General features: G+C 44.7%; 27 protein-coding genes. All 27 read left to right on the forward strand.

Annotated features, from left to right (window positions below):
• Positions 1–37 precede the first annotated feature (37 nt).
• The 27 genes from rfaE1 (at position 38) to LEP1GSC047_RS05700 (ending at position 23,604) form a co-directional block, all read left to right on the forward strand.
• On the forward strand, positions 38–1,048 hold the full coding sequence (gene rfaE1, locus LEP1GSC047_RS05570; RefSeq protein WP_020988238.1) for a D-glycero-beta-D-manno-heptose-7-phosphate kinase: 1,011 nt from the start codon (positions 38–40) through the stop codon (positions 1,046–1,048).
• Positions 1,045–1,533, forward strand: coding sequence for a D-glycero-beta-D-manno-heptose 1-phosphate adenylyltransferase (rfaE2, locus tag LEP1GSC047_RS05575; protein WP_010419421.1), 489 nt, complete (start codon positions 1,045–1,047; stop codon positions 1,531–1,533). Before rfaE1 ends, rfaE2 begins: the two co-directional genes overlap by 4 nt.
• A 123-nt stretch (positions 1,534–1,656) precedes the next feature.
• Entirely contained in the window at positions 1,657–3,276 is a 1,620-nt protein-coding gene (locus tag LEP1GSC047_RS05580) for a CTP synthase (protein ID WP_010419419.1), read from the forward strand.
• A complete protein-coding gene (kdsA, locus tag LEP1GSC047_RS05585; protein WP_020988384.1) occupies positions 3,273–4,127 on the forward strand; it encodes a 3-deoxy-8-phosphooctulonate synthase in 855 nt (284 codons plus the stop codon). The genes LEP1GSC047_RS05580 and kdsA overlap by 4 nt, the downstream gene beginning before the upstream one ends.
• Before the next feature lie 86 nt (positions 4,128–4,213).
• Complete coding sequence (gene lptC / locus LEP1GSC047_RS05590) at positions 4,214–4,774, forward strand: LPS export ABC transporter periplasmic protein LptC (RefSeq protein ID WP_039934323.1); 561 nt, start codon at positions 4,214–4,216, stop codon at positions 4,772–4,774.
• Between the two features lie 6 nt (positions 4,775–4,780).
• Positions 4,781–6,118: an LptA/OstA family protein gene (locus LEP1GSC047_RS05595; protein ID WP_010419416.1), complete on the forward strand. Its 1,338-nt coding sequence runs from the start codon at positions 4,781–4,783 to the stop codon at positions 6,116–6,118.
• A gap of 7 nt (positions 6,119–6,125) precedes the next feature.
• A complete protein-coding gene (lptB, locus tag LEP1GSC047_RS05600) occupies positions 6,126–6,851 on the forward strand; it encodes an LPS export ABC transporter ATP-binding protein (protein WP_010419414.1) in 726 nt (241 codons plus the stop codon).
• Entirely contained in the window at positions 6,848–8,278 is a 1,431-nt protein-coding gene (gene rpoN, locus LEP1GSC047_RS05605; RefSeq protein WP_010419411.1) for an RNA polymerase factor sigma-54, read from the forward strand. Before lptB ends, rpoN begins: the two co-directional genes overlap by 4 nt.
• A 4-nt stretch (positions 8,279–8,282) precedes the next feature.
• A complete protein-coding gene (gene hprK / locus LEP1GSC047_RS05610) occupies positions 8,283–9,245 on the forward strand; it encodes an HPr(Ser) kinase/phosphatase (RefSeq protein ID WP_010419409.1) in 963 nt (320 codons plus the stop codon).
• Positions 9,220–9,486 carry an HPr family phosphocarrier protein gene (locus LEP1GSC047_RS05615; RefSeq protein ID WP_010419406.1) on the forward strand — a complete coding sequence of 89 codons (267 nt, stop codon included), beginning with the start codon at positions 9,220–9,222 and terminating at the stop codon, positions 9,484–9,486. Before hprK ends, LEP1GSC047_RS05615 begins: the two co-directional genes overlap by 26 nt.
• Positions 9,483–11,276: an LIC_11548 family sensor histidine kinase gene (locus LEP1GSC047_RS05620; protein WP_010419404.1), complete on the forward strand. Its 1,794-nt coding sequence runs from the start codon at positions 9,483–9,485 to the stop codon at positions 11,274–11,276. The genes LEP1GSC047_RS05615 and LEP1GSC047_RS05620 overlap by 4 nt, the downstream gene beginning before the upstream one ends.
• Positions 11,277–11,282: 6 nt before the next feature.
• Complete coding sequence (locus LEP1GSC047_RS05625) at positions 11,283–12,626, forward strand: sigma-54-dependent transcriptional regulator (RefSeq protein ID WP_010419402.1); 1,344 nt, start codon at positions 11,283–11,285, stop codon at positions 12,624–12,626.
• A complete protein-coding gene (locus tag LEP1GSC047_RS05630; protein ID WP_010419401.1) occupies positions 12,619–13,467 on the forward strand; it encodes a hypothetical protein in 849 nt (282 codons plus the stop codon). Before LEP1GSC047_RS05625 ends, LEP1GSC047_RS05630 begins: the two co-directional genes overlap by 8 nt.
• On the forward strand, positions 13,464–15,407 hold the full coding sequence (gene priA / locus LEP1GSC047_RS05635) for a replication restart helicase PriA (RefSeq protein ID WP_010419399.1): 1,944 nt from the start codon (positions 13,464–13,466) through the stop codon (positions 15,405–15,407). The genes LEP1GSC047_RS05630 and priA overlap by 4 nt, the downstream gene beginning before the upstream one ends.
• Positions 15,407–16,351: a methionyl-tRNA formyltransferase gene (fmt, locus tag LEP1GSC047_RS05640; RefSeq protein WP_010419397.1), complete on the forward strand. Its 945-nt coding sequence runs from the start codon at positions 15,407–15,409 to the stop codon at positions 16,349–16,351. Before priA ends, fmt begins: the two co-directional genes overlap by 1 nt.
• Positions 16,348–17,349: a PASTA domain-containing protein gene (locus LEP1GSC047_RS05645; RefSeq protein ID WP_010419395.1), complete on the forward strand. Its 1,002-nt coding sequence runs from the start codon at positions 16,348–16,350 to the stop codon at positions 17,347–17,349. Before fmt ends, LEP1GSC047_RS05645 begins: the two co-directional genes overlap by 4 nt.
• The gene (gene rpe, locus LEP1GSC047_RS05650) at positions 17,346–17,996 is read left to right on the forward strand and encodes a ribulose-phosphate 3-epimerase (RefSeq protein WP_010419394.1); all 651 of its coding nucleotides are present in this window, start codon (positions 17,346–17,348) and stop codon (positions 17,994–17,996) included. Before LEP1GSC047_RS05645 ends, rpe begins: the two co-directional genes overlap by 4 nt.
• Before the next feature lie 162 nt (positions 17,997–18,158).
• A complete protein-coding gene (gene rpsP, locus LEP1GSC047_RS05655; RefSeq protein WP_010569700.1) occupies positions 18,159–18,425 on the forward strand; it encodes a 30S ribosomal protein S16 in 267 nt (88 codons plus the stop codon).
• Complete coding sequence (locus tag LEP1GSC047_RS05660; protein WP_010419390.1) at positions 18,425–18,655, forward strand: KH domain-containing protein; 231 nt, start codon at positions 18,425–18,427, stop codon at positions 18,653–18,655. The genes rpsP and LEP1GSC047_RS05660 overlap by 1 nt, the downstream gene beginning before the upstream one ends.
• Positions 18,648–19,166, forward strand: a complete 519-nt coding sequence (rimM, locus tag LEP1GSC047_RS05665; protein ID WP_010419388.1) for a ribosome maturation factor RimM — start codon at positions 18,648–18,650, stop codon at positions 19,164–19,166. Before LEP1GSC047_RS05660 ends, rimM begins: the two co-directional genes overlap by 8 nt.
• Positions 19,156–19,824, forward strand: a complete 669-nt coding sequence (gene trmD, locus LEP1GSC047_RS05670) for a tRNA (guanosine(37)-N1)-methyltransferase TrmD (protein WP_010419386.1) — start codon at positions 19,156–19,158, stop codon at positions 19,822–19,824. Before rimM ends, trmD begins: the two co-directional genes overlap by 11 nt.
• Positions 19,821–20,249, forward strand: a complete 429-nt coding sequence (rplS, locus tag LEP1GSC047_RS05675) for a 50S ribosomal protein L19 (protein ID WP_010419383.1) — start codon at positions 19,821–19,823, stop codon at positions 20,247–20,249. Before trmD ends, rplS begins: the two co-directional genes overlap by 4 nt.
• A gap of 6 nt (positions 20,250–20,255) precedes the next feature.
• Positions 20,256–20,921, forward strand: coding sequence for a ribonuclease HII (locus LEP1GSC047_RS05680; RefSeq protein ID WP_010419381.1), 666 nt, complete (start codon positions 20,256–20,258; stop codon positions 20,919–20,921).
• Entirely contained in the window at positions 20,918–21,730 is an 813-nt protein-coding gene (locus tag LEP1GSC047_RS05685; protein WP_010419379.1) for a hypothetical protein, read from the forward strand. Before LEP1GSC047_RS05680 ends, LEP1GSC047_RS05685 begins: the two co-directional genes overlap by 4 nt.
• Positions 21,718–21,984: an EscU/YscU/HrcU family type III secretion system export apparatus switch protein gene (locus LEP1GSC047_RS05690; protein ID WP_010419377.1), complete on the forward strand. Its 267-nt coding sequence runs from the start codon at positions 21,718–21,720 to the stop codon at positions 21,982–21,984. Before LEP1GSC047_RS05685 ends, LEP1GSC047_RS05690 begins: the two co-directional genes overlap by 13 nt.
• Before the next feature lie 15 nt (positions 21,985–21,999).
• A complete protein-coding gene (locus LEP1GSC047_RS05695) occupies positions 22,000–23,184 on the forward strand; it encodes a cyclic di-GMP phosphodiesterase (protein WP_010419375.1) in 1,185 nt (394 codons plus the stop codon).
• Between the two features lie 63 nt (positions 23,185–23,247).
• Complete coding sequence (locus tag LEP1GSC047_RS05700) at positions 23,248–23,604, forward strand: YraN family protein (RefSeq protein WP_010419374.1); 357 nt, start codon at positions 23,248–23,250, stop codon at positions 23,602–23,604.
• Positions 23,605–23,693: the final 89 nt, after the last annotated feature.

The raw sequence follows: 23,693 nt of genomic DNA on the forward strand, positions 1-23,693 counted from the left end.
AGAAAACGCAAACGAATTTGCCAATCTCGGTCTGAAATTGTATTCTATAGAAAAACATCAATATGTCGCCGCTTCTTCTAGACTCGCCAAAACGAAGATTATCGTATTAGGAGATCTTATTCTCGACGAGTATTTGTTCGGCGAAGTAAATCGAATTTCTCCGGAAGCACCGGTTCCAGTCGTCTGGATTCGAAAAGAAAAAACGACTCTCGGCGGTGCCGGGAATGTGATCAAAAATTTATCCAGATTCGGAGTGCAATCCGTCGTTCTAGGACGATCCGGAAACGACGAGACCGCGAAAACATTAAGTCATTTGTTGACCTCCGAAAAGACGGAGGAAGGCGAAAACAAAGTGATTCGTTCCGAAAGAGTGCCGACAATCCTGAAAACAAGAGTGATAGCGGGTCATCAGCAAGTTTGTAGAATCGATCGGGAAGAAACTCTTTCCTTAACCCAAGAAGAAGAATCCGAATTGATTCGGGCATTCGCGGATCGGATCGACCGAGTAGACGGGGTTGTGTTATCGGATTATGATAAAGGAACCCTAACTCCTAAATTAATTCGTGAAGTCATTTCACTAGCGGTAAAAAAAGGGAAAATCGTCGCCGTCGATCCGCAGGTTTCTCATTTTTTTCAGTACGAAACGGCAAGCATCATGACTCCGAACCATCACGAGGCAGGGCGTGCTTTAGGAAGAAAATTGGATTCGGATGGGGAAGTCGAGATCGCCGCAAAGGAAATCGCGGAACGTCTCCGGTCTCCATCCATGATGATCACTCGCGGAGAAAAGGGAATGAGTCTTTATCTAGCAAAGGAAGGAAAAACATATCATATCCCGACAGTCGCTAAGGAAGTCTTCGATGTCACCGGCGCCGGAGATACCGTCATATCCGCCTACACTGCCTTCCGCACCGCAGGTTTAACCGAATTGGAATCGGCACTCATTGCAAACGTGGCGGCCGGAGTCGTCGTAGGTAAACTAGGAGCCGAAACCGTTTCCCCGGAAGAACTGCAATTAGCCTTGGAAAAAAGAGGGCTATTTCGTTGACCATAATTCGATCCTGCTTGGAGAAAATCATACCGTTTTCGGAGGCCTCGCCCGTCGCAAATCGCGTTCGTAAAACTCATAAAATCGTATTTACGAACGGCGTCTTTGATTTGATGCACAAAGGACATTTAACGTATCTGGCCCAGGCGGCAGAACTGGGCGATTTTCTTTGGATCGGTCTCAATTCCGATTCCTCCGTAAAAAAAATCAAAGGCCCGGAACGACCTATTCATCCTGAAGAGGATAGAGCCCTTCTTCTCGCATGTCTCTCTTTCGTGAATGCTGTTACCGTATTTACCGAAGAAACCCCTATCGAATTGATTTCAAGGATTCGTCCGGATATTCATACGAAGGGTGGGGACTACGATCGAGAGGCACTACCGGAAACTCCACTTGTCAGGAGTCTTGGTGGAGAAGTCCAGATTCTTCCCTTTATTCAGGGTTTTTCGAGCACGGAAATCATCCATAGGATTCGGGGAGTCTAACAAAAAGGGCGGATTTCCTCCGATCCGAATCCCATCGTTGTCCTTTCCGGGAAATTCTTTGAATTTCGGAGTTGGTTTTTCACGAACCGAGAAAAACCCTGTTCAGCAAGGAAGGAGACGGAATTGTCCAAGACCAGATTTATTTTCGTAACCGGAGGAGTTTGCTCTTCCCTAGGAAAAGGGGTTTCCGCAGCGGCCCTAGGTTGCCTGCTCGAAAGCAGGGGATATACCGTTTCTCTTCAAAAAATGGATCCGTACATCAATATAGATCCCGGAACCATGAGCCCTTACCAGCATGGTGAAGTTTATGTTACGGAAGATGGGGCAGAAACGGATCTGGACCTAGGATACTACGAACGCTTTACGAAATCCAAGTTCACCCGAAAAAACTCCGTATCCACCGGCCAAATTTATAATACAGTCATCCAGAGAGAACGAAAAGGGGATTACCTAGGAAGAACGGTGCAAGTCGTTCCGCATATCACGAATGAAATCAGAAATCGAGTTTATACGCTCGCTCGAGAAAATGCCACCGATTTCGTGATCGTAGAAATCGGTGGTACGGTAGGGGATATAGAGTCGATTCCGTTTTTAGAGGCAATTCGACAGATGAGATACGAGCATGGGCCTACCCACGTTCTATTCATTCATGTGACTTTGGTCCCGACAATCACTGTTGCCGGAGAAGCAAAGACGAAACCGACGCAGCACTCCGTGAAAGAACTCCTGGCTTTAGGAATTCAACCTGATATTCTGATTTGTAGAGTAAACCAACCGATGAGTAAGGATATGAAAGGCAAGATCTCCTTATTCTGTAACGTAAAGGAAGAAAACGTGATCTCCGCTTCGGATATCAGTACTTCCATTTATGAAATTCCCAAAATGTATAAGGAAGAGAAATTAGATCAGGTCGTTTTAAAGACTCTTGGTATGGAGTTGGGGAAATCGAATTTCTCGGAATGGGAAAAGATTATCAAAAGTCTTCAATCCGCAAAGCATACCGTTCAGATCGCGGTAGTCGGAAAATACATTTCTCTCCATGACGCCTATCGCTCCGTTTATGAAAGTCTTTCTCACGGTGGAATCGCTAACGAAGCGAATGTCGAATTCGTAAAAGTCGATCCCGAAAAAGTGGATAAGACGAACGTAAAAGAAGTCCTTAAGGGTGTTCACGGAATTTTAGTCCCCGGCGGTTTCGGCGATCGAGGAATCGAAGGAAAAATTCTAGCCATCCAATATGCCAGAACCAAAGGGATTCCTTTTTTCGGAATCTGCTTGGGAATGCAATGCGCAGTCATCGAATATGCCCGAAATGTTCTAGGTTTGAAGGATGCGAATTCCACCGAATTCAGGCCGGATTCCTCGGATCCGGTCATTTCATTGATCGAAGAGCAGATGGATATCGATCAAATGGGAGGCACGATGCGTCTTGGATCGTATCCCTGCAGAATCCGCAAGAATACTCTCGCGTTTGCGGAGTATAAACAGGAATTGATCTACGAACGTCATCGACATCGTTTTGAATTCACGAATCGCTTTAAGGAATCGTTCGAAGAGAAAGGCCTGGTTTTCTCGGGAATTTCTCCGGACGAAAATCTGATCGAAATCGTGGAAATTCCGGATCATCCCTGGTTTATCGGAGTGCAATTTCATCCGGAATTTACCGGCAAACCGACCAAACCTCATCCTCTATTTGCAGGATTCATTCGCGCTGCCGTCAAACTAACTAGGAAGGTTTCATGAGCGATCAAACTGCGAGCACAAGGGAGTTTTTGAACGGAACTAAAATCGGCGAGGACAATCCTTTCTTTTTAATCGCAGGCCCCTGCGTAATGGAAAATCGGGAGCTTCTCGATTCCGTATGCGGCGAGATGGTGGAAATCTGCGGAGAATTAGGAATTCCTTATATATTTAAGAGCAGTTTCGATAAAGCGAATCGATCTTCGGTGAATTCTTACAGGGGTCCGGGCCTAACGGAAGGAATCAAACATTTAGAATTCATCAAAAAAAAATACGACGTATCCGTGTTAACCGACATCCACGAGACTTCGCATATTATTCCGTTAAAAGACATTTTAGATATCTACCAAATTCCCGCATTTCTATGCAGACAGACCGATTTAATTTCGGAATCCGCAAAAACCGGCAAATGGGTGAACGTCAAAAAAGGACAATTCCTGGCTCCTCAAGATTGCAGACATATCAAAACGAAGATCCAAGAATCGGGATCCGAAAAATACCTGGTAACGGAACGCGGAACCACATTCGGTTACGGAAATCTAGTCTTCGACGGCAGAACGGTCCCCATACTCCACGGGTACGATATTCCTGTCGTTTTCGATGCGACCCACTCCGCCCAACTTCCGGGCGCTGCCGGAAATATTACCGGCGGTCAGAGGGAATTTATTCCGAGCATGGTAAGAAGTGCCGTTTCTCTAGGTATCGAAGGAATTTTTATGGAAGTCCATCCTGACCCTGATAAAGCGCTTTCGGACGCCACAACGCAGTATCCGATTTCCAAAATCAAGGCTCTTTTAAAAGAACTGATCGGATTGGATCGATACGTAAAACGGGAAATTCTCAATAAAGATTGACCGGCCTCGGTCAATCAGGCGGAACTTTGAAATTTCAGCTCGCCTTTCTAAAAAATCTAGATTCGGAAACCGTCCAAAAATACAGGATGTTCGGCGGAATAGCGGCCGGCATCGGATTAATCGTAATTTTCTTTCTGGTTACGGGTAAGAAAGAAGCTAAATACACTCGAGTCGAAAACGAGAAAGAAAGCGGAGCGACAATATCGTTCAGGAATTTCGAGCGGGACCAATATGACGAAAACGGAATTCTCATTTGGAAACTGAAAGCCGAAGAATCATATGTGTTTGTCGGAGATGGCAGAACCGTCTTTTATGTCGTCGACTTCGATCAGTACGAAAACGGTAAGTTTAAGTCGAAGCTCACCGGCGATAAGGGCGAGATCAATCATATGTCGAAGCTAATGGTTCTGAACGGTAACATTCATCTACGCACGGATGAGGGACGGACCTTGTCGGCAAAATCATTGGAATACAACACCGAATCGAAAAAACTTTCCTCGGACGAAGAGGTAGTGGTGGAAGCGGATGGTACCAAAATCAGAGGAATCGGTCTAAGAGCCGATAAGGATCTGAATAAATTCACCATTCTACATCCGACTGCAATTACGCAGGGAGGATCCAATCCTCTGTCTTCCGCACCGGAGTAAGAACCGATGAAAAATCGACTCGGTTCGCTTCTTTTCATATCGGCTCTTCTATTCGTAAGCGATCTTTTTTCCCATGTACGTCCCCCTTTGTTATTCTCGCCGGAATCATTGGAACGGAAGCCTATTCAAGGAATCGGTGAATCCGATCCGACAAAGAAGGAAAGTTTTCCGACGTATTGGGGAGGCAGCACACTGACCCAGGAGGATAAGCAAATCCAAGGATTGAAAGTCACGACTTTTACTCTTGAAGGAGGCGCCTGGATCCAACATAAAAAGGTAAAGCTTTCCGCCAACCGAATCGAAGTGATCGGGAAGGAAGCATATAAAGCATTTTTAAAATACGGCGTCGAAGTGGACGACCAGGAAAACGGAACCACTCTTAAGGCAGGCACGGGCGAATACGATAAATATGCGGAAACCGTCATCATAAAAGATAGACCAAGGTTATTCTTTAAGGATAAAACCGGAAAAACCACCATCATTGCCGCTCAGACGATCGAAAGGCAGCTTAGTACGAAAATTACGAAGCTGATCGGCGGAGTGATCATCACTCACCCTGATGTAACTATTTTATGTAAGGAAGCATTGTTTAAAGAATCCGAAAATGTGATTACTACGGATCCGAACCCATTTTTACTCTCCAAAGATCGATATCTAACAGGCACGAAGCTTTCTTTCTATACAAGTGAGAATAGAATTCTATTGGAGCAGAATACCGTTCTTTTCCAGACTTCCTACGAGAAACGACAAACGGAAAACGGTAAGGAAACGACGGAAAAGATCATTACCATCCTAGAGGGCGATCGATTGGAGAGCAGCAACAACGAAAATAAGGAAAGAGTAATCAGTTTAAAGGGGAACTCCACTATTTTCAGAAAGAACGTAAAAATAACGGCGGACGTATTGGAATCGTTAGGAGCGGATTCGCACACGATTCGAGGAAGAAAAAACGTCCGGATCCACGACAGGGAGAATTATTTAATCCTTTCCGGAAACATATTGGATTACTTTCGTAAAGAAGAGTATATGCATGTTACCGACGAAGGTAAGATGGAATTCTTAGATTCGAAATCCGGAGCCGTAACGACTACTATGACGGCTCAAGAGTTCGAACGTTTTCTAGATAAAGACGAAACCGTAATACGCGGGAATGTGTTCATAAAGGCAAAAGGTTCTCAAGCGATGGGCGAGTATGCCACTTACTATGAAAAAGATGAGACGATCCATTTGGAAGGGAATCCTCGGATAGATCGATCCGGCAAGATTTTACGAGCGGGAAAAATCCTCTTTTATCCCAGGGAAGGCCGGGCGATCCTGACGGAAGGAGTCCATCTAGGAAATTAGGAGACGCATGGGTACGACAATCCGTTGCCAGAACCTCGTAAAGATATACAATAAACGCAAGGTCGTTGACGGGGTAACGTTCGATATTCGAAAAGGAGAAGTCGTCGGATTATTAGGTCCCAACGGGGCGGGCAAGACCACTTCCTTTTATATGTCCGTCGGATTCGTGCAACCCGATTCGGGCCATGTGTTCATAGACGACCAAGAGGTAACTGAATTTCCGATGCATACCCGCGCTAAGTTAGGGGTCGGGTATTTAGCGCAAGAGGCTTCGATTTTTAGAAAGTTGACCGTCGCCGAAAATTTGGAAGCCATCCTGGAAACCCTAAAAATTCCCAGAAGCGAAATCATCAGACGAAGAGACGAGCTACTGTTAGAGCTTCAAATTATGCGTGTTGCCAATCAAAAAGGGTATACGCTTTCGGGTGGAGAACGCAGAAGATGCGAAATCGCCCGTTCACTTGTTACAAATCCGGACTTTATCCTTCTTGACGAACCTTTTGCCGGGGTAGATCCTATAGCGGTTAAGGATATTCAAACGGTAATCAATAGCCTAAAAGAAAAAGGATTAGGAATACTTATCACCGACCACAATGTGCGAGAAACGTTAAAAATAACGGACAGAGCATATATAATGCATAGCGGCAAAATTTTGATCGCCGGAACACCGAAGGAACTTGTGAACGATAAAGAAGCAAAGCGAATGTATTTAGGCGAGGATTTCAAACTGTGAATTTAAATCACCAACTCGTCCAAAAGCAAACTCAGAAACTGGTAATGACTCAGGATCTTCGCCAGTCCATCGAGCTATTGCCGCTTTCGACGGTGGAACTTGCGGATAGAATCAGCGCCGAGTTGGTGGAAAATCCTATGCTGGAGGAGGAAGCCTCTTCCGAAAGGAGCAAAAATCCGGAACTGTATTCCATAGACGATCTTCGGAGAAAAGAAAAAAACGATTTCCTAAAAAATTCGGACGTCGGCTGGCAGGAATCGTTCAGCATCGATAGACCCCAGACACGCGGTTCGGACGCCTCCGATCGAAATCAAAAATATATAGAATCCTCCCCCAATACTCAATCTTTGTCCGAGCATCTTCTTTGGCAATTGCGGATTTCCTCACTAAAAGGAAAGGAAATGGAAATAGCCGAAATGCTCATTTCCATGTTGGACGATCGGGGTTTTATTCCTCAAACTCAGGACAAGCTGGCCGCGGAGATCGGAGTAAGCACAAAGACGATTCGAAAGGTACTGGATCAGATTCATCAATTGGATCCGCTTGGAATCGGTGCGAGAGATATCCAGCAGACGTTGCTGGTTCAGGCTAAAATTTTAAAGCCCGAAGACATTCGACTGCACGACTTAATCGAGAAGCATTTGAAAGATCTGGAAAAGCTGGATTATAAAGGAATTTCCAAAAAGATGGGAATTCCCGTGGAAAATGTAGAGGCGATGGCGGCCGAGATTAAGAAACTAGAACCGTTTCCCGCCACTTTATATACTCCTAAAAAACCCGATTATATTCTCCCCGACGTAATCGTGAGGGAGATCGGCGGGGAATTTAATATTCTGCTAAACGACGAATGGCTCCCTAAGCTGAAAATTAATAAGGAATATAAGGGTTTCTTAAAGAAGGGCGCAAAAGATTCGGATCGAGAGTATATTTCCACTAAATTAAGTTCCGCCGAATGGTTGATTCGTTCCGTCAATCAACGTCGACAAACCTTATACAGGGTCGTATCGGCGATTATCGAGCTCCAAACCGAATTCTTTCGTAAAGGAGTTCGCTTTCTCAGGCCGCTTACTCTCAAGGATATCGCCGAACGACTAGAACTGCACGAATCCACCGTATCTAGGATCACTTCGAACAAATACGTCCAAACTTCCTGGGGAATTCTAGAGTTAAAATGGTTTTTTTCTTCCGGGCTTAAATCCAAAAGCTCCGAAGGGGGAATGGAATCGTCCAAAACGATACACGATATGATTCGGAATCTAGTAAAGGAAGAGGATCCTGAAAATCCCTTATCCGATCAGGAAATTGTCGAGCATATCGAAAAGAAAGGCATCGAAATAGCAAGACGAACGGTTGCGAAGTACCGTAAAATTTTAAGAATACTACCATCCAACCAAAGAAAGAAAGTTAAATCTTTGGAGGCAAGATAGGTCGATGTCCGTCCCTGGAATCAACGTCGCTAACATACTAAAAGATCATCCCGAACTGGGGTTAAAATTGATAGCGGGGGAAGCCGGCCTGCAGAACCGAATTCATAGCTCGGAAATAAACCGACCCGGGCTTTCGCTAACCGGATTTTATGAAAGCTTTGCTCATGATCGCATTCAAATTTTCGGGAAGGGGGAATGGGCATATTTAATCTCCCGAGAAGGGGATGGTTTAACCAGGATTGCAACCGAATTCTTTCACTTTCATTTAAATTGCATTATCTTCACGCACGGGAATACGGCCCCGCCGATCTTTATCGAATATTGCAATCGTCTGAATATTCCCCTGCTGATTTCCGATGTCTCCACTCATAAATTTATCACCTTAATTTCGCAAATTCTGGATAGGAGTCTGGCTCCGAGGACGATGAGACACGGAGTCTTAATCGAAGTTTTCGGAATCGGAATCCTTCTCTCCGGTAAAAGTGGAGTCGGGAAGAGTGAAACCGCCTTGGAATTAATCGAACGAGGCCATAGACTCGTCGCGGACGATATGGTTGAAATTCGACGACTATCGGAAAGTTATTTGATCGGTACTTGTTCGGACCTGCTTCGCCATCATATGGAAATCAGAGGGCTCGGAATATTAAATATTAAAGATATATTTGGAATAGGATCCGTACGGGACCATAAATTAATCGAATTAATCATACATCTAGAAGAATGGTCGGACGACAAGGAATTCGATAGGACCGGATTGGAAAATCGCACCGAGGAAGTTTTAGGCGTTTTAATTCCTTTGATCAAACTGCCCGTTCGTCCGGGCCGGAATATTCCGATTATCGTAGAGACCGCCGCAATGAATCAGAGACTAAAAAAATTAGGTAAGAATGCGGCAGCGGAATTCAGTCAAAAATTAAACATCTATTTGCAGCAAGGTAAAGTTGAGAGAAATCCACCTCAAAATTAATGAAAATAGCACGGGAATGCATGCACGCCCCGCCTCCGTCTTTGTAAATTGCGCGTCAAAATTTCCCTGCGAAGTTTTGGTTTCTAAAGAAGGCGTCGAAGTTAATGGAAAAAGTATCATGGGATTGATGATGTTGGCGTTAGCGCCCGGGCAAGAATTTTCCATCAAGGCTACTGGAGAAAAGGAAGGAGAGGCGATCGACGCTTTATCCAAACTTGTGGCCGACGATTTTGCGATATGAACCTTTTTCCTATTAGGAATGAGGAAAATCGCTACTACCTACGCGATCTCGTTATCCTATGCGGCGTTATCGTAGTCGCGATCATCCTAGCCGAGCTGCTTCATTTTCGACGATCCGATGAATCCACGTTTGTGGATCGTGTCTTAGTATATATCTATTATACGATCCCTCTATTCGCTCTCGCCCTCGCGATTTCATATTTATATAGGAATAAAAGAAATCTAGAAACCGGTAGACTGAGAAGTTCGATTCGATATCGACTGTCCTTAGCTTTTTTGTTTGTGGCAATGCTTCCGTCCATTCCGGTATTCTTTCTTTCCTCGAACGTTACGAGTCGTTTATTCGAAGGATTTTACGGGCTCGATATCGCTCAAGCCTTGGATGCGGGGGATTATTTCATTACGAAAGAGTATCAGGACGATCGCAAGGATCTGCTTATCAAGGCTCATTTACTTCAAAATCTAGTAAAAAAAGAAAACACAAACACCAGTCTTCTTACTTTGCGGGCCCATGAATTGAATCTTATTTCAAACCCGGGGTATTATATAGGATGGTATGAGAGCGAAACTCCGATCATCGAAAACCATTCCCTCAGACTACCTCCCAGCCGCTCCGGATTCCTTCCTATCGATGGGGAATCCATTCTGGAAAATCTTTCCGTAAGCCCGACGCATTCGTATTATTTTCTAAAAGTTCCGTCTCCGGATCCTGCGAAATATCTTCTAATCGGAAAAAGAATTTTTGTCGGAGAAGAGGAAAAAGCATATTCGATTTTAAACACTAGGAAGAATTATCATAAGGCCGATCTCGCAAAAGAAAAACTCCCGTACGAACTCAGAATCACAATAAGTCTTATGATTATCGTCGTTTTTCTTCTTTCGATTTTTTTCTCGTTGGTCTTCGCCCGAAAAATTTCCCGTCCCATTATCGATTTAGCGAACGCAACCCAAAAAGTCTCCTTGGGAGATACCGACATTAATCTTCCTTTAACCGAAGGGGGGGAGATAGGGGCATTAGTGGAATCCTTCAATCAGATGGTTAAGGATCTAAAGTCCAAAAATCGAGAATTGATGCATATTCAAAGGGTAGCCGCCTGGAAGGAAGTCGCGCAGAGAATGGCGCACGAAATTAAAAATCCGTTGACTCCCATCCAACTCTCGGCCGAGCGAATCAGGAGAAAATTGGATTCTAGTGTTCCGCTACCGTTTCACGAAATCGTAAACAAAGGAACCGAGACGATCGTCGGCCAAGTGAAGATACTACAACACTTGGTAAACGAATTCTCCGAATTCGCCAGGATGCCCGCACCGAGACTGATCAACCAGAATTTGGAGCCGATCATATTGGAAAGCGAAAAACTATACGAGCATACTCCGGGAATTCAAATCGAATTGAACCTATCCAAGAATTTACCTGAGATATTTTTGGATAAAAAATTATTCCTAGGAGTCATGAATAACCTATTTAAGAATGCCGTAGAGGCGATCGAGAGAAAGAAAGCGAAAGGTGAACTAGGGACGAATGCGGGAAGAATTCGCGTGTCTACCAAACTCGAAAGAAGAATCATGCGAAAGTCCGTCGTATTAACGATAGAGGATAATGGAACAGGAATATCGAGCGAATACCGGGCCAAAGTATTCGAACCGTATTACTCGACAAAAGAAGAGCATACGTCGGGAATAGGACTCGCGATAGTTCAAAAAACAGTGATTGACCATAGCGGTCATATCTCCGTAGATTTATCCGAACTGGGCGGTTGTAAATTCCGAATCGAACTCCCGGTCGCTTGAGTCATAATGAAAATTTTCATCGTAGACGACGAACTCGAAATCCGAAAATCCCTCAAGGATATCTTGGAGGATGAGCATTACGAAGTTGAGCATTTCGCGAACGGCAGATCTTTTTTGAAACAACTTAAATCCGAACGACCTAGTCTCGTACTTTTAGACGTTTGGTTAGGAAAAGAAGACGGGCTTACACTTTTGGACGAATGCAAGAAAATTTATCCTACATTGCCCGTTCTAATGATTTCCGGTCATGGAACGATCGAACTAGCCGTTCAAGCGACAAAGAAAGGGGCTGTCGATTTCCTTGAAAAACCGTTGTCGATAAATAAGGTATTGGAAGCCGTAGAGGGGGCAGTAATCGGCCAAGGAAGAGTTGAAAGTCCGGAAGTAAAACTGGAATACGATGAAATTTTAGGAAGTTCGACAACCATACAAAAGGTTAAATTTGCAATCGCGCAGGCTGCGGCCACGAATGCTCGCGTTTTCATCTACGGAGAAAACGGAACAGGCAAAGAACTGGTGGCGAGAACTATATTCAAAAATTCGAAACGAAGAGACCAGGCATATGTCGAAGTCAACTGCGCGGCGATTCCGGAAGAACTAATCGAATCCGAATTATTCGGGTATGTGAAAGGAGCTTTTACCGGTGCCACCGAATCGAGAATAGGGAAATTCGAAGCCGCAAACGGAGGAACTTTATTCTTAGACGAAATCTGCGATATGTCCTTATCTACCCAGGCAAAAGTGCTCAGAATTCTGCAAGAACAGCGATTCGAAAAACTGGGAAGTACGGAGACGATTTCGGTGGATGTTCGGATTATTGCCGCGACGAATATACCGGTTGAAGAAGCGATCAAGGAAGGCAAATTTCGCGAGGATCTGTACTATCGATTGAACGTAATTCCGATCATGATCCCTCCGTTGCGAGATCGCAAATCCGATATCCCGTTATTAGTCGATCATTACGTCGCACTCATCTTAGCGGAGAATCATTTACCGCCTAAAAAAATCGAGAATGAGGCAATTTCAATTCTTGAGAATCATTTCTGGCCGGGTAACATCAGAGAATTGAAAAACGTCATCGAACGTCTCTGCATTATGACGGTAGGGGATACGATTCGATCCCAAGATGTCAAAGATTCGCTGACCGGTTTTCTCAAGGCGAACGATTTAGTCGAAAAAGGGGATTTTAAGAGGGCTAAGGAGGAATTTGAAAAGCAATATATAATTAAAACTTTGCAAATGAACGAAGGGAATGTCTCGAAAACGTCCAAGGCTCTCGGTATTGAACGGTCGCATCTTTACCGCAAAATGAAATCACTCGGGATCCAAGCGGAGGATATCCATGACTAACACACCGACTCCTCTTCAAGAATTGAAGGGCATCCTACAAGATCTTAGATTTCTAATCAAGAAGGAGGATTTTCCGATTTTTCGAAAGCAGGGAGAACCCGATCCTCAAACAATGGAAATGGTCTGGAAAGAAAATTGGAGTTTTGGGTCCGCATCAGCCCAATCAGGAATCGCAACTGAAACCCGCGGGGTTCAAGTTAGAATACCTCCGAAAGAGCAGGATAGGAATTTTTCCTGCAAACTTTGTCCGGAGCGCTTAAGCGCAGTTCGCCATTTTATCGTTCGAGGAAGAAAGAAAATCTTGGTTCTTCATTACACCGGCGAATTTCAGCCGAATAAACCTTCCTATGCTAAGACTTCACCTCAAAGAATTTTCAGAACGTCTGAAGCCGAAAATTTATTCGATCGGATGATCCAAAAGGAATTCGGATTTTCAATGCGGGAATTTTATTATCAGGAATATCCGGCTTGCCTATTTTCTCAGGATCGGTCGAGCGAACTCGACTGGAAACGAAGAGTCGAAAATTGCCAAGTTCACGTAAAGGAAACTATTCAAAAAGAAGGAATCAAAGGTATTATATTGCTCGGCGCAGCGGCGACGTTGGCATTCGGAAAAGAAGAGGCGGCTAGACTTCTAGGAAAGAGGGTGGAATTCGAACCTGGAGTTCCCATGGTTATATTACGTTCTCCTGAAGCAATTCTCGCCTCGGAACAAAAAAGAAAAGTAGCTTCGTCGGATAGCGCGGAGTTCAGGGAAGCGAAGAAAAAGGAAATCGAAGTGAAGGAAAGCGTTCTTTCCCAATTAAATCTATTTCACCAAGAGGTTAAAGATCGGATTTGATTCGTTACGCCGAAATCGCTTTTGACCTTCCCATTCAAGAAGACACCTTCACTTACGAAGTTCCCCCGGAAACGCCTATCGGAGTGCGAGTAAGAGCGCAATTGAGAGGCCGCAAAGAAGAGGGGATCGTCATATCGGTCCATTCCAACGAGCCTAACTATAAGGTTCTTCGGATTGAAAAAATTATCGATAAGATTCCGGTCATAAACGACGAGCAGATTAAACTCGCCTTCTGGATGAAGGAACAGTATCTTTCCTCTTTGGGCGAATGCATACATAAGATGATTCCCAAGGGAAGGAGGCATTCTAAAGTTACCTTCGATCGGGAAGAAACGGAATCTCTTCCGTTACCGTTAAACGACGAGCAGCAACAGGCATACGAGAATATTAAAAGCGATTTCGGTAAAGATGCGGTTCATCTACTTTTCGGAATTACCGGAAGTGGAAAAACCGAAATCTACTTACATTTAATCGGGGATTTATTAAAGAAAAGCGATAGAGGCGTCTTACTTCTCGTTCCCGAGATCGGATTAACGTATCATATTATCCGAAAACTGGAAGCCGTATTTCCCGGACAAATCGCACTATTGCATTCCGCATTGAAAGTGTCGGAACGCTTTAAGGCGTACACGGATTTATTGCAGGGAAAGAAAAGGATCGCGGTAGGAACTCGATCGGCAGTCTTCGCCCCGGTTCAAAAACTCGGCCTGATCGTTATAGACGAGGAGCACGACGGCTCTTTTAAAGAGCATTCCTCTCCCAGGTATCATGCTCGTCAGGTCGCTCTTCAAAGATGTAGGGAGAACAAGGCGGTTTTAGTTTTGGGCTCTGCAACTCCCGCACTGGAAGTCTACCACTTAGCGATCACCGGTAAAATCGGCTTACAAATTCTTAGTAAACGCCCGGGGAATGCCAAACCGCCTCTCGTGAGGGTCGTGGAAAATCGGAAAGACTCCCGACTCATAACTTCGGAACTCGGCTTTGCGATAAAGCAGCGCTTGGACAAAAAGGAACAAGTAATTCTACTGCTAAACAGAAGAGGCTATAGCCCCTTATTATATTCCGAAAATGAAAAGTCCTACGTTCCTTGCCCCAACTGTACATCGCATCTATGCTTTCATAAAAAAGGATCCGTCATTTGTCATCTTTGCGGATATACGGACTCGTTGACGCACCTGGAAGCGACCAGAGGAGAAAAATTAGTATTACTAGGAACCGGTACCCAAAAATTGGAAGAACATCTTTTGGAAACCTTTCCAGGTTCCAAGATCGAACGCCTGGATCAAGATTCGATCCAGGATCGGTCCCTGCTGACGGAAGTGATAGGCAGACTCGTTCATGGGGAAATCGATATACTAACCGGAACTCAAATGATCTCGAAAGGGTTGGATGCGGGAAGAGTTACTTTGGTAGGAGTTTTAAACGCAGGGATCGGATTAGGTCTGCCCGATTTCAGGGCAGGAGAGCGAGTTTTTTCCCTGTTAACTCAGGTAGCAGGACGAGCGGGAAGAGCCGATTTACTCGGAGAAGTCATTATAGAGACTCTTACACCGGACCATCCGATCATTCGCATGGCCATCGACCAGAACTACGTAAAATTTTACGATTCCGAACTTCCGATTCGAAAAGAACTATTCTATCCTCCGTATTCGAGACTTGTCCGAATCCTCTCCAGATCGCCCGATGAACAAGCATCTCTAAAAGCGATCGAAGCGGCTTCTAGGATTATTAAACGACATCTTCCGGATCCCCAGACGGTCCTCCTCGGCCCTGCACCTTGTCCATTTTATAAGATAGATAAAAACTTTCGGAATCATTTACTCATCAAAACGACCACTCCGAGTAAATGGAGAGACGTCCTGCGAGAGGAGGTAAGAACGATAAAAATTCCTAAAAACGTTTACTTGGAATTGGATTTTGATCCAGTGGACCTCGTCTGATGAAAATCGCTTTTTTCGGCACACCGGAACATTCCGCTAAACTTCTTTCTTCACTCTTGGAAGAGCAGGATATCGAAATTCTGTTTGTCGTAACAAATCCCGATCGTCCCAAAGGTCGGAGTAAAACCCCGAGCCCGAGTCCGGTCAAAGAAGTCGCACAACGTGCAGGATTACCCGTATTTCAATTCGAATCCATTAAAAAGGAAAAGGAGAAGGCTGTCCGAGAATTCTCCCGGTTTCCGGTCGAGTTATACCTAGTCTTCGCGTATGGATCCATCCTACCGAAAGAAGTATTTCAATTTCCCAAATTCGGATCGATTAACTTACACGGATCCCTTCTACCCGAATTGCGTGGCGCGTCGCCTGTGCAAACCGCTCTTTGGAAAGGATACTCGAAGACCGGTATCAGTATTCAATATATAGGCGAGGGAATGGACGAAGGAGATATCATCCAGGCCAAAGAAATTACGATTTCTATGGAAGATGATACGGGAACTCTGATGGACCGGATTACCCAAGCGGGAACCGAATGTATAAAGCCCCTAATCCAGGGAAATAGATCGGAACGCTTTCCGGCGATCGCCCAAGATCATTCCCAAGCGACCTATTGTACGAAACTGAAATCGGAGGATCGAATCCTAGAGTTTACTCTTCCTGCTATCGACGTTCATAATCGGATTCGCGCCCTGGCTCCCGATCCTGGAGCGGTTTGCAATTTTCGAGACAAACGACTCGTTCTGCGAAAAACCGTTTGGACCGATATCGTAGAATCGCCTATTATACCGGGGAGATTGAAACGAATGGACAGAAAAGGCCTTCTTTTTCAGTGTGGAGATGGTCGATTCTTGGAAATCATCTCTCTTCAACCGGAGAATAAGAACCGCATGAGTGCGGCGGATTTCCTGAACGGCTTCCGCATCACAGAAGAGGATCGGTTCCAGTGACTCAGGAAGAACTCCGTTCCAAATACCTCCCGATCGGAGGTTATCTATTTTTTATCGCATTCGGTTTGGTCGTTTTTTTTATCGCGGCTTTTCTCGTCGTTTTTGTTCGAACCAAAAGTTCTACTTTGGTTGTCATGCCCGATGTCGTCGGGAAGTCCTATAATGAAGTGCATAATGAACTGAGTCGCCTTCAGTTGAAGATTCGACTCGAATCCAAACGATATCCGGATAAGACGGATGGAATCATCATTTATCAATCCATCCGTCCGGGGCGAGAAATAGAGGCCGGATCAAAAGTTTCCTTAACGGTGAATATCGGGTTGGATCGACTCATTATGCCCGAATTGAAAGGACAAACATTGGCTTCGGCAAAGAACGCTCTTGAAAAAGTCCTATCGGGAGAAACGTACGTATCCCTTCAACTGGGTGGGGTAACTTATGTGGAGCCCAAGGAAGGTGAACTTCCGGACACGGTCGTAGATCAAATTCCCGAAGCCGGAAAAAATACAACGGCAAGAGAGAAAGTCTTTCTGTTAGTCACGAAAGCTCCTGCGAAAAAGAAAGAGGGCGAGTCCCAGACCCTGGATTTTAAACCCGGCGACTCCTTTGTGTTTGCGCAACGAACATTGGCTCAGGCTGGAATTCCTTCCAAGGCCGATATAGTCGAAACGAAATTTCGCCCTGAAAGCGGAAAAATCGAATCGGCGCAAAAGATCGGTTCCGAATATCGGTTCAAAGTATTTTATTTCGAGCCGGAAGATCGGGTGGAAAGCGGCTATGAAAGTTTCGAGTATAAGATTCGAGATAGCGGAAATTATAAATTAATTCTGAAAGACCAAAAAGACGAATCGAAGCAAGTCGAGTTATCCGCGGCTACCCCGTATCAAGAAGGGGAAAAAATCCAGACAGTATTTTATCGGGCGGGGGATGTCACTCTGGTCTTGTTGGATCAATCCGGCTCGAAAGTAAAATCCAAAGACTACGAGAACGAATTTTGAAAATCTCCGCCTCCATCTTAGCGACACAGCTAACTTCGCTTTCTTCCCAAATCCCTTCTTTCCTGCAAGAAAACATCGATTTGATTCATATGGATGTGATGGATGGAAATTTCGTACCCCAAATCAGCTTTGGAGAAGCGATCACTAAAGAAGTAAAGGATATGACTTCGATCCCCTTAGACGTACATCTAATGGTTGAAAAACCGGAAAATCACGTTCCTAAATATTATGAATTGAATCCTTACTGTATTACATTTCATGCGGAGACCACAAGATTCCCGATTCGCTTGGCCCAAGAAATCAGGAAGAACGGTCCCAAAGTAGGCGTTTCTCTAAATCCGGGCACTCCTGTTTCTGCCTTAGAAACCCTGCTACCTTACATTGATTTAGTGCTGATCATGACGGTCGAACCCGGTTTCTACGGTCAGAAGTTCGTTGAGGGAGGAATCGAGAAGATTCAGAAAGTGAAATCTTTGATTTCTCCATACCGGATTGAATTGGAAGTAGATGGTGGCGTTAACGACTCGAATATTCGAGACCTGGCAAAGGCCGGAGTGGATATTTGCGTAGTAGGAGCCGGATTATTTAAGTCCGGACATCCGAACGATAACGGAAAAAATCTAAAGAAGCTTGCTTCCGGCATTTAAAAGGAAAACGACTTCCATCAGAAATCGACTTTCCGCTAAGTCAAAGCGAAACAAGGTACATAATGCCGTAAAACCTTGACAGTCGGTAACGGTTCTAAAAAATGGCTTATTAAGGCGAACTGTGCTTCAGTTTGCCACCGTATCCAACGAAGGATTTTTATTTTGGTTAAGATCAGATTACAGAGAACTGGAGCCAAAAACAACCCCCATTACCGGGTTGTAGCAGCGGACAGCCGCTCTCCGCGCGACGGAAAATTCATTGATATTCTTGGGCATTATCACCCGGCAGAAATCAAAGGACAAACCGTTTTAGACAAAACGAAAGTTTTGGATTGGCTAAAAAAGGGTGCTCAACCTACGGGAACCGTGCTGAACCTCATTAAGAATGAGGGAATCTGGGCGGAATACAAACAAGCCGCTAAGAAGTAATGGAAGAACTAGTCCGCTACATCGTAACTTCCCTGGTAGATTTTCCGGAGGAGATTTCCGTAACGGAAATAGAAGGCGAGGAGCAAACAGTTTTAGAACTGAGGGTTTCTCCGAAAGACGTGGGGAAAGTGATCGGTAAAAACGGCAGGATTGCAAAATCCCTACGCGCAATTTTGACCGCTGCTTCCATTAAAGCAGGTAAGAATATCTCCCTGGAAATTATTGACTGAGAACCGAATCCTTGTCGGTAAGTTAGGGAAACCCTTTGGGCTAAAGGGTCTCATCCGGCTTGTCGCCCAAGAAAGCTCTCTTCCTACTCTCAAACACCCTCTGTCCGTCATTCTTCGTTTTCCCGGTAAGCCGGATCTTTCTCTAATAGTTCTGGAAACGAAAATTCATTCCGGTAGAATTCATCTTCGTTTCCAGGATTATAATACGCCGGAAGACTCTACAAAATTAACCGGAGCTAGCGTATTCCTGGATCGTTCCGTATTTCCAGCAAGCCGGGGAGATGAATATTATCTGTTCGAACTCCAGGGTCTTCGCGGAATCGCGGAATCCGGTGCGGATTTGAATTGGGTTTTGGAGGATATCATGGAAAATCCCGCGCATCCGATTTTATTGTTCCGAGACGGAGAGAAGGAGATTCTAATCCCCTTTATCGATCAGTTTGTCGGAAAGATACTTCTGAACGAAGGGAAAATCTTTCTTAAGAATCCGGAGATTTGGGATGAAGTTTAACTTTATCACTCTCTTTCCCTCGAAAATCCAATCTTACTTTGCCGAAGGGCTTCAAGAAAAAGCGATTCGAAACGGAGTCTTTTCGATCGAAATCGTACATCTCCGCGACTATTCCAATAATAAACATCTTAAAGTGGACGATACTCCCTACGGCGGAGGACCGGGAATGCTATTAAAAGTCGAGCCGGTGCATCTGGCTCTGGAATCTCTAGGAAAGGAAAAAGGATTGGTGATCATGACGACTCCTTCCGGAATTCCCTTCACCCAGGAAATTGCGGTTCAGCTGGCAAGGAAAGACGGCCCCATCACTTTGATATCCGGTTACTACGAAGGCGTGGATCATCGAGTTACCGAACATCTTGTTGACATAGAACTGTCCCTTGGAAATTATGTAATCTCAGCCGGAGATTTGGCCAGCCTTTGTATAGTAGATGCAGTGTCCAGGCTTTTGCCGGGATTTATGGGCGACCAAGAAAGTCTGGAAGACGAGTCGCATAATGATCGGGACGTACTAGAATATCCCCAATATACGAAGCCTTCCGAATATAACGGGTGGAAAGTTCCCGAGGTTCTACTTAGCGGAAATCACGCTGCAATTGAATCTTGGCGCGAAACTAACAGAAAAAGAATCAACCCCGATAAAACGAGGAATCTATGAAAGAACTTCTTAAGGGCGGATTGCCCACTGACGCTAACCGCACCCTGAATTTCAATGTCGGGGATACTGTTAAAGTACATTATAAAATCCAAGAATCCGGAAAAGAGCGTATTCAGGTGTATGAAGGAGTCGTGATTTCCATCTCGAACGGCGGTAACGGAAAATCTTTCACCGTACGACGTATTTCGTATGACGTCGGTGTCGAACGAGTGTTTCCGCTATATTCACCTCGGATCGCTAAAATCGAGCTGATCCGCAAAGGTCGGGTCCGTCGTTCTAAACTCTTCTTCCTGCGCGAACGTTCCGGTAAATCGGCTCGTATACGCGAATTGAAAGGCGGAAAAACGTTAGTAGCCGAAGATAAAAAACGTCAGGCAGCTGCCGACGCAGCGGCAACTACGTCCGGAGCTCCGGCTTCGGAATAAAAACCTTTGCCCACGGGAAACTTCGAACCGGAAGAATCCCGTTTTTTCCCCCACGGGATTCCCTGCGGGATTGATGAAGCGGGTCGGGGACCTTATGCGGGTCCCTTATCGCTCGCGCTGGTCGCATTTTCTCCTGAAATTCTAGAATCTATCCTGGTCGGTAAGAACTTATCGGGATTGAACGATTCCAAAAAACTTTCCGAATCCAAACGAGAGATACTCTATTCCCAAATACGGGAAATGGCAAGTATATGCTGTCATACTTTCGTATCCCACACCTTCATAGATAATAACGGAATCAATAGAGCCGTCCTTGAAGGGATTCGGAAGTGTTATAGAATGGCACTTCGAACGCCGATAGCGATAGTAGGCGGTTCGTTGACTCTTCTGATCGATGGAAATTACAACTTTTCAAAATATCCCGAATCAAAGTCCATTTCGTCTAAGTCTCATTATTATACGAAGGGGGATTCCCGTATTGTAAGCATCTCGGCCGCTTCCATCATCGCAAAAGTAACTCGGGATCGTTGGATGAAAGGAATCGCCGGTAAATTTCCCGGCTACGGATTCGAATCGCATAAAGGTTACGGTAGTGCGGGACATGAGGAAGCGATCAGAACCCTAGGTCTCTGTCGAATTCACCGGCGCTCCTTTACGAAGAAATTCCAATGAGTCCTATCCCGCCAGTTCCATTCAATCCCAGAGAAGTTCCGAAGGTGCCGCAGGTCAGAAATCCGGACGCGGAACCGGTCCGAAGTGTAGATTCAGTCGGATTTATACATCTTATTTCACCGCCCGAGACGTTTGAAGGCGAATCGAAGGCAGCTCCTTTTTTTAGAGTTTGGGTTAGGGAGGGAAGCAAAGAGGGAAAAGCAAAGCTATTCTGGGAGGGCGAGACTCACGAAGTTCGCACCGAAACTCCCTTACTCGAGGGAGAAGAGTTAAAATTAGAACGCTTCCTGACCGGCCAAGGTTCCAAATGGAGAATCCAAGAAAGACGAATAACGGAGAAGTCGGAATCGAACGAAGTTTTCTCTCCCTCCAAAACCGGGTTACTCGGAACTCTGGAAAAACTTCTGAAACATGAGGATGGCCCGCAGTCCCAGGAAGGAATTCTTGCCTTCCTGAAGACGTATTTTCCGTTTCTAAATTGGAAACCGGATACTCTAGTTTTTTCTTGGGACCTTCCAAAAGACGGGCATGCCGAAGGATATTTAGGGGATGATGATGCTCAGGGCAGAGTTTTTATTTTGCGAATTGAAAACAAAACTGGGGACCCGAGTTTATACCGCCTTCAATGGAAAAAGAAGGACGCATCGGACTTGATTCTAGAAGCCACTTATAGTAGCTTTAAAATGTACTTGCATATGGGAGAAAATCGGAAAAAATTCATGCAATTTCTGGAAGAATACGGTGTACAATTCCAAGAAGTCAGAATTTCGTACAAACCTTCCTATCAGAGGAGGGAATGGAACGCGTGAAATTAGGAATTGCTCTTAAGTTCGTCCCGAATCTAAAATCGGCTCCTAAAGTCATAGCAACCGGAGAAGGTTTTTTAGCGGATCGAATTCGCCAAGTTGCCGAGCATCATAAGATTCCAGTCGTAGCGAACGCTCCATTGGCCGAAGCTTTATCCCCATTACCCGTAGGAGAGGAAATTCCGGAGAATTTATATCGAGCAGTTGCAGCCGTTTTCGCATACTTGTTAGGAGAAAACGCGCCAAGTGAAATGTAATAAGGAATTGAAAAAATGAAAAAAGTAAGTGTTGCGGAACTTAAACCGGGAATGCGGTTTTCTAAACCAGTTTATCTGGACAAAGAAAATCTCTTTATTACTTCCAATACACCCATTACGGACTCGGACTTAGAACGACTAAAGCGCTTTGGAATTACTGAGGTTTTGACTCACGGAGATCCCCTGCAGTTAATTACGGATCCCGATTTTCTAGAAACTCAAATCGAGGATATCATCGTTAGCACGATCGTGGACGAGGACTTACTCCCGTTAAAGGGAATCTACGATAATTTAAATCGAATTAAAATCCAATTTTCCAGTTTGTACAAATCCACGTTTAACGTCGTCCAGGATGTTTATCGAAAGGCGGCAGAAGATAAAAATTTTGAATTCGGCCCGATCCGGGACCAGGCGGAGAGCCTATCGGATTTCGTTCGCCTTCATAGTAATCTTTCGTATCTTATTCTCGGGATGAATAATCCTGGCTATTATCTTTACAACCAAATCACGAATTCCACGTTTTATGCCTTGATCATCGGGAAACTGTTGGATTACTCCCGTCCCAAAATGGTAGATTTGGCAATTTCTTGCTTAGTTGCCGATGTGGGTATGACCAAGGTTCCGGCTACCGTTTCCGAAAAGACGGATCAACTAAACGACGAAGAATATAAATCCATTTTAAAACATACGATCATCGGATACCAAATCCTAACGCAAAGAATAAAAATGAAGAACAACCTCGCAGTCGTCGCTCTACAGCATCATGAGAGATATGACGGCAAAGGATACCCGCAAAAATTGGCGGCGACTGCCATCGAAGAGGCCGCTCGTATCTATGCAATCGCGGACAATTTTTCGGCGTTGATTACGAATCGTCCGCATCGAAAACGAATTTTACCTCACGAAGCGATAAAATCGATGATCAGCATGGATGTCGGTAAGTTCGATCTGAAAATCGTTCGCACGTTCCTAAATCACGTCTCTCTATATCCGGTCGGATCCTGCGTTGAGCTTTCCGATAAGAGAGTCGGACTCGTTTTAAGCTCTAACCCGGATAAGCCGCTTAGGCCGAGTATTCGGATCGTAAAAGACGAATACGGTACGTTCGTGCGAAATTTAATTTTAGTCGATCTAGTAAAAGAAAATCATCTATTCATAGTAAAGGCTTTGGATTTACAGGAAGCGACTAACGCGCATTAACGAAAAATTTTCAGAGCGGAAAACCCTCTCCGATAGCAAGGATTTTGAAACCGATCCTAATGCATGGACGACCTTTACGGAAAGCAGAAAAAAGGGAAACTCGGAGAGGACACCGTCGTAAACTTTCTAATTCTAAGCGGACATACGATTTTAGAAAGGAATTACCGTTTACGATTCGGGGAAATCGACATAATCAGCCTGCGCGAGAACCTGATATTTTTTACGGAAGTCAAGCATTGGAATAGCCGTTTATTCGTACATCCGTTAGAAACCTTCAATAAAACAAAGGAAACGAAGATGAAATTAGCGGCGGAAGTTTATTTATCCACGCACGTTTCCTTAAGACGTTGTTTTGTCTCTTTCTGTTTGGCCTTTTTAAACGAAAAAAGGGAACTGAATTTTTATCGTAACCTATTTTGAAAACCTTCGTTAAGCGATCTTGAATTCGGGTCGATTTTCGAATTGTCTGCGGGTTCTCAAGGATGAGGACCTTAAATCGTTACAAGGAA

Source organism: Leptospira inadai serovar Lyme str. 10, from assembly GCF_000243675.2.
GTDB classification, from domain to species: domain Bacteria; phylum Spirochaetota; class Leptospiria; order Leptospirales; family Leptospiraceae; genus Leptospira_B; species Leptospira_B inadai.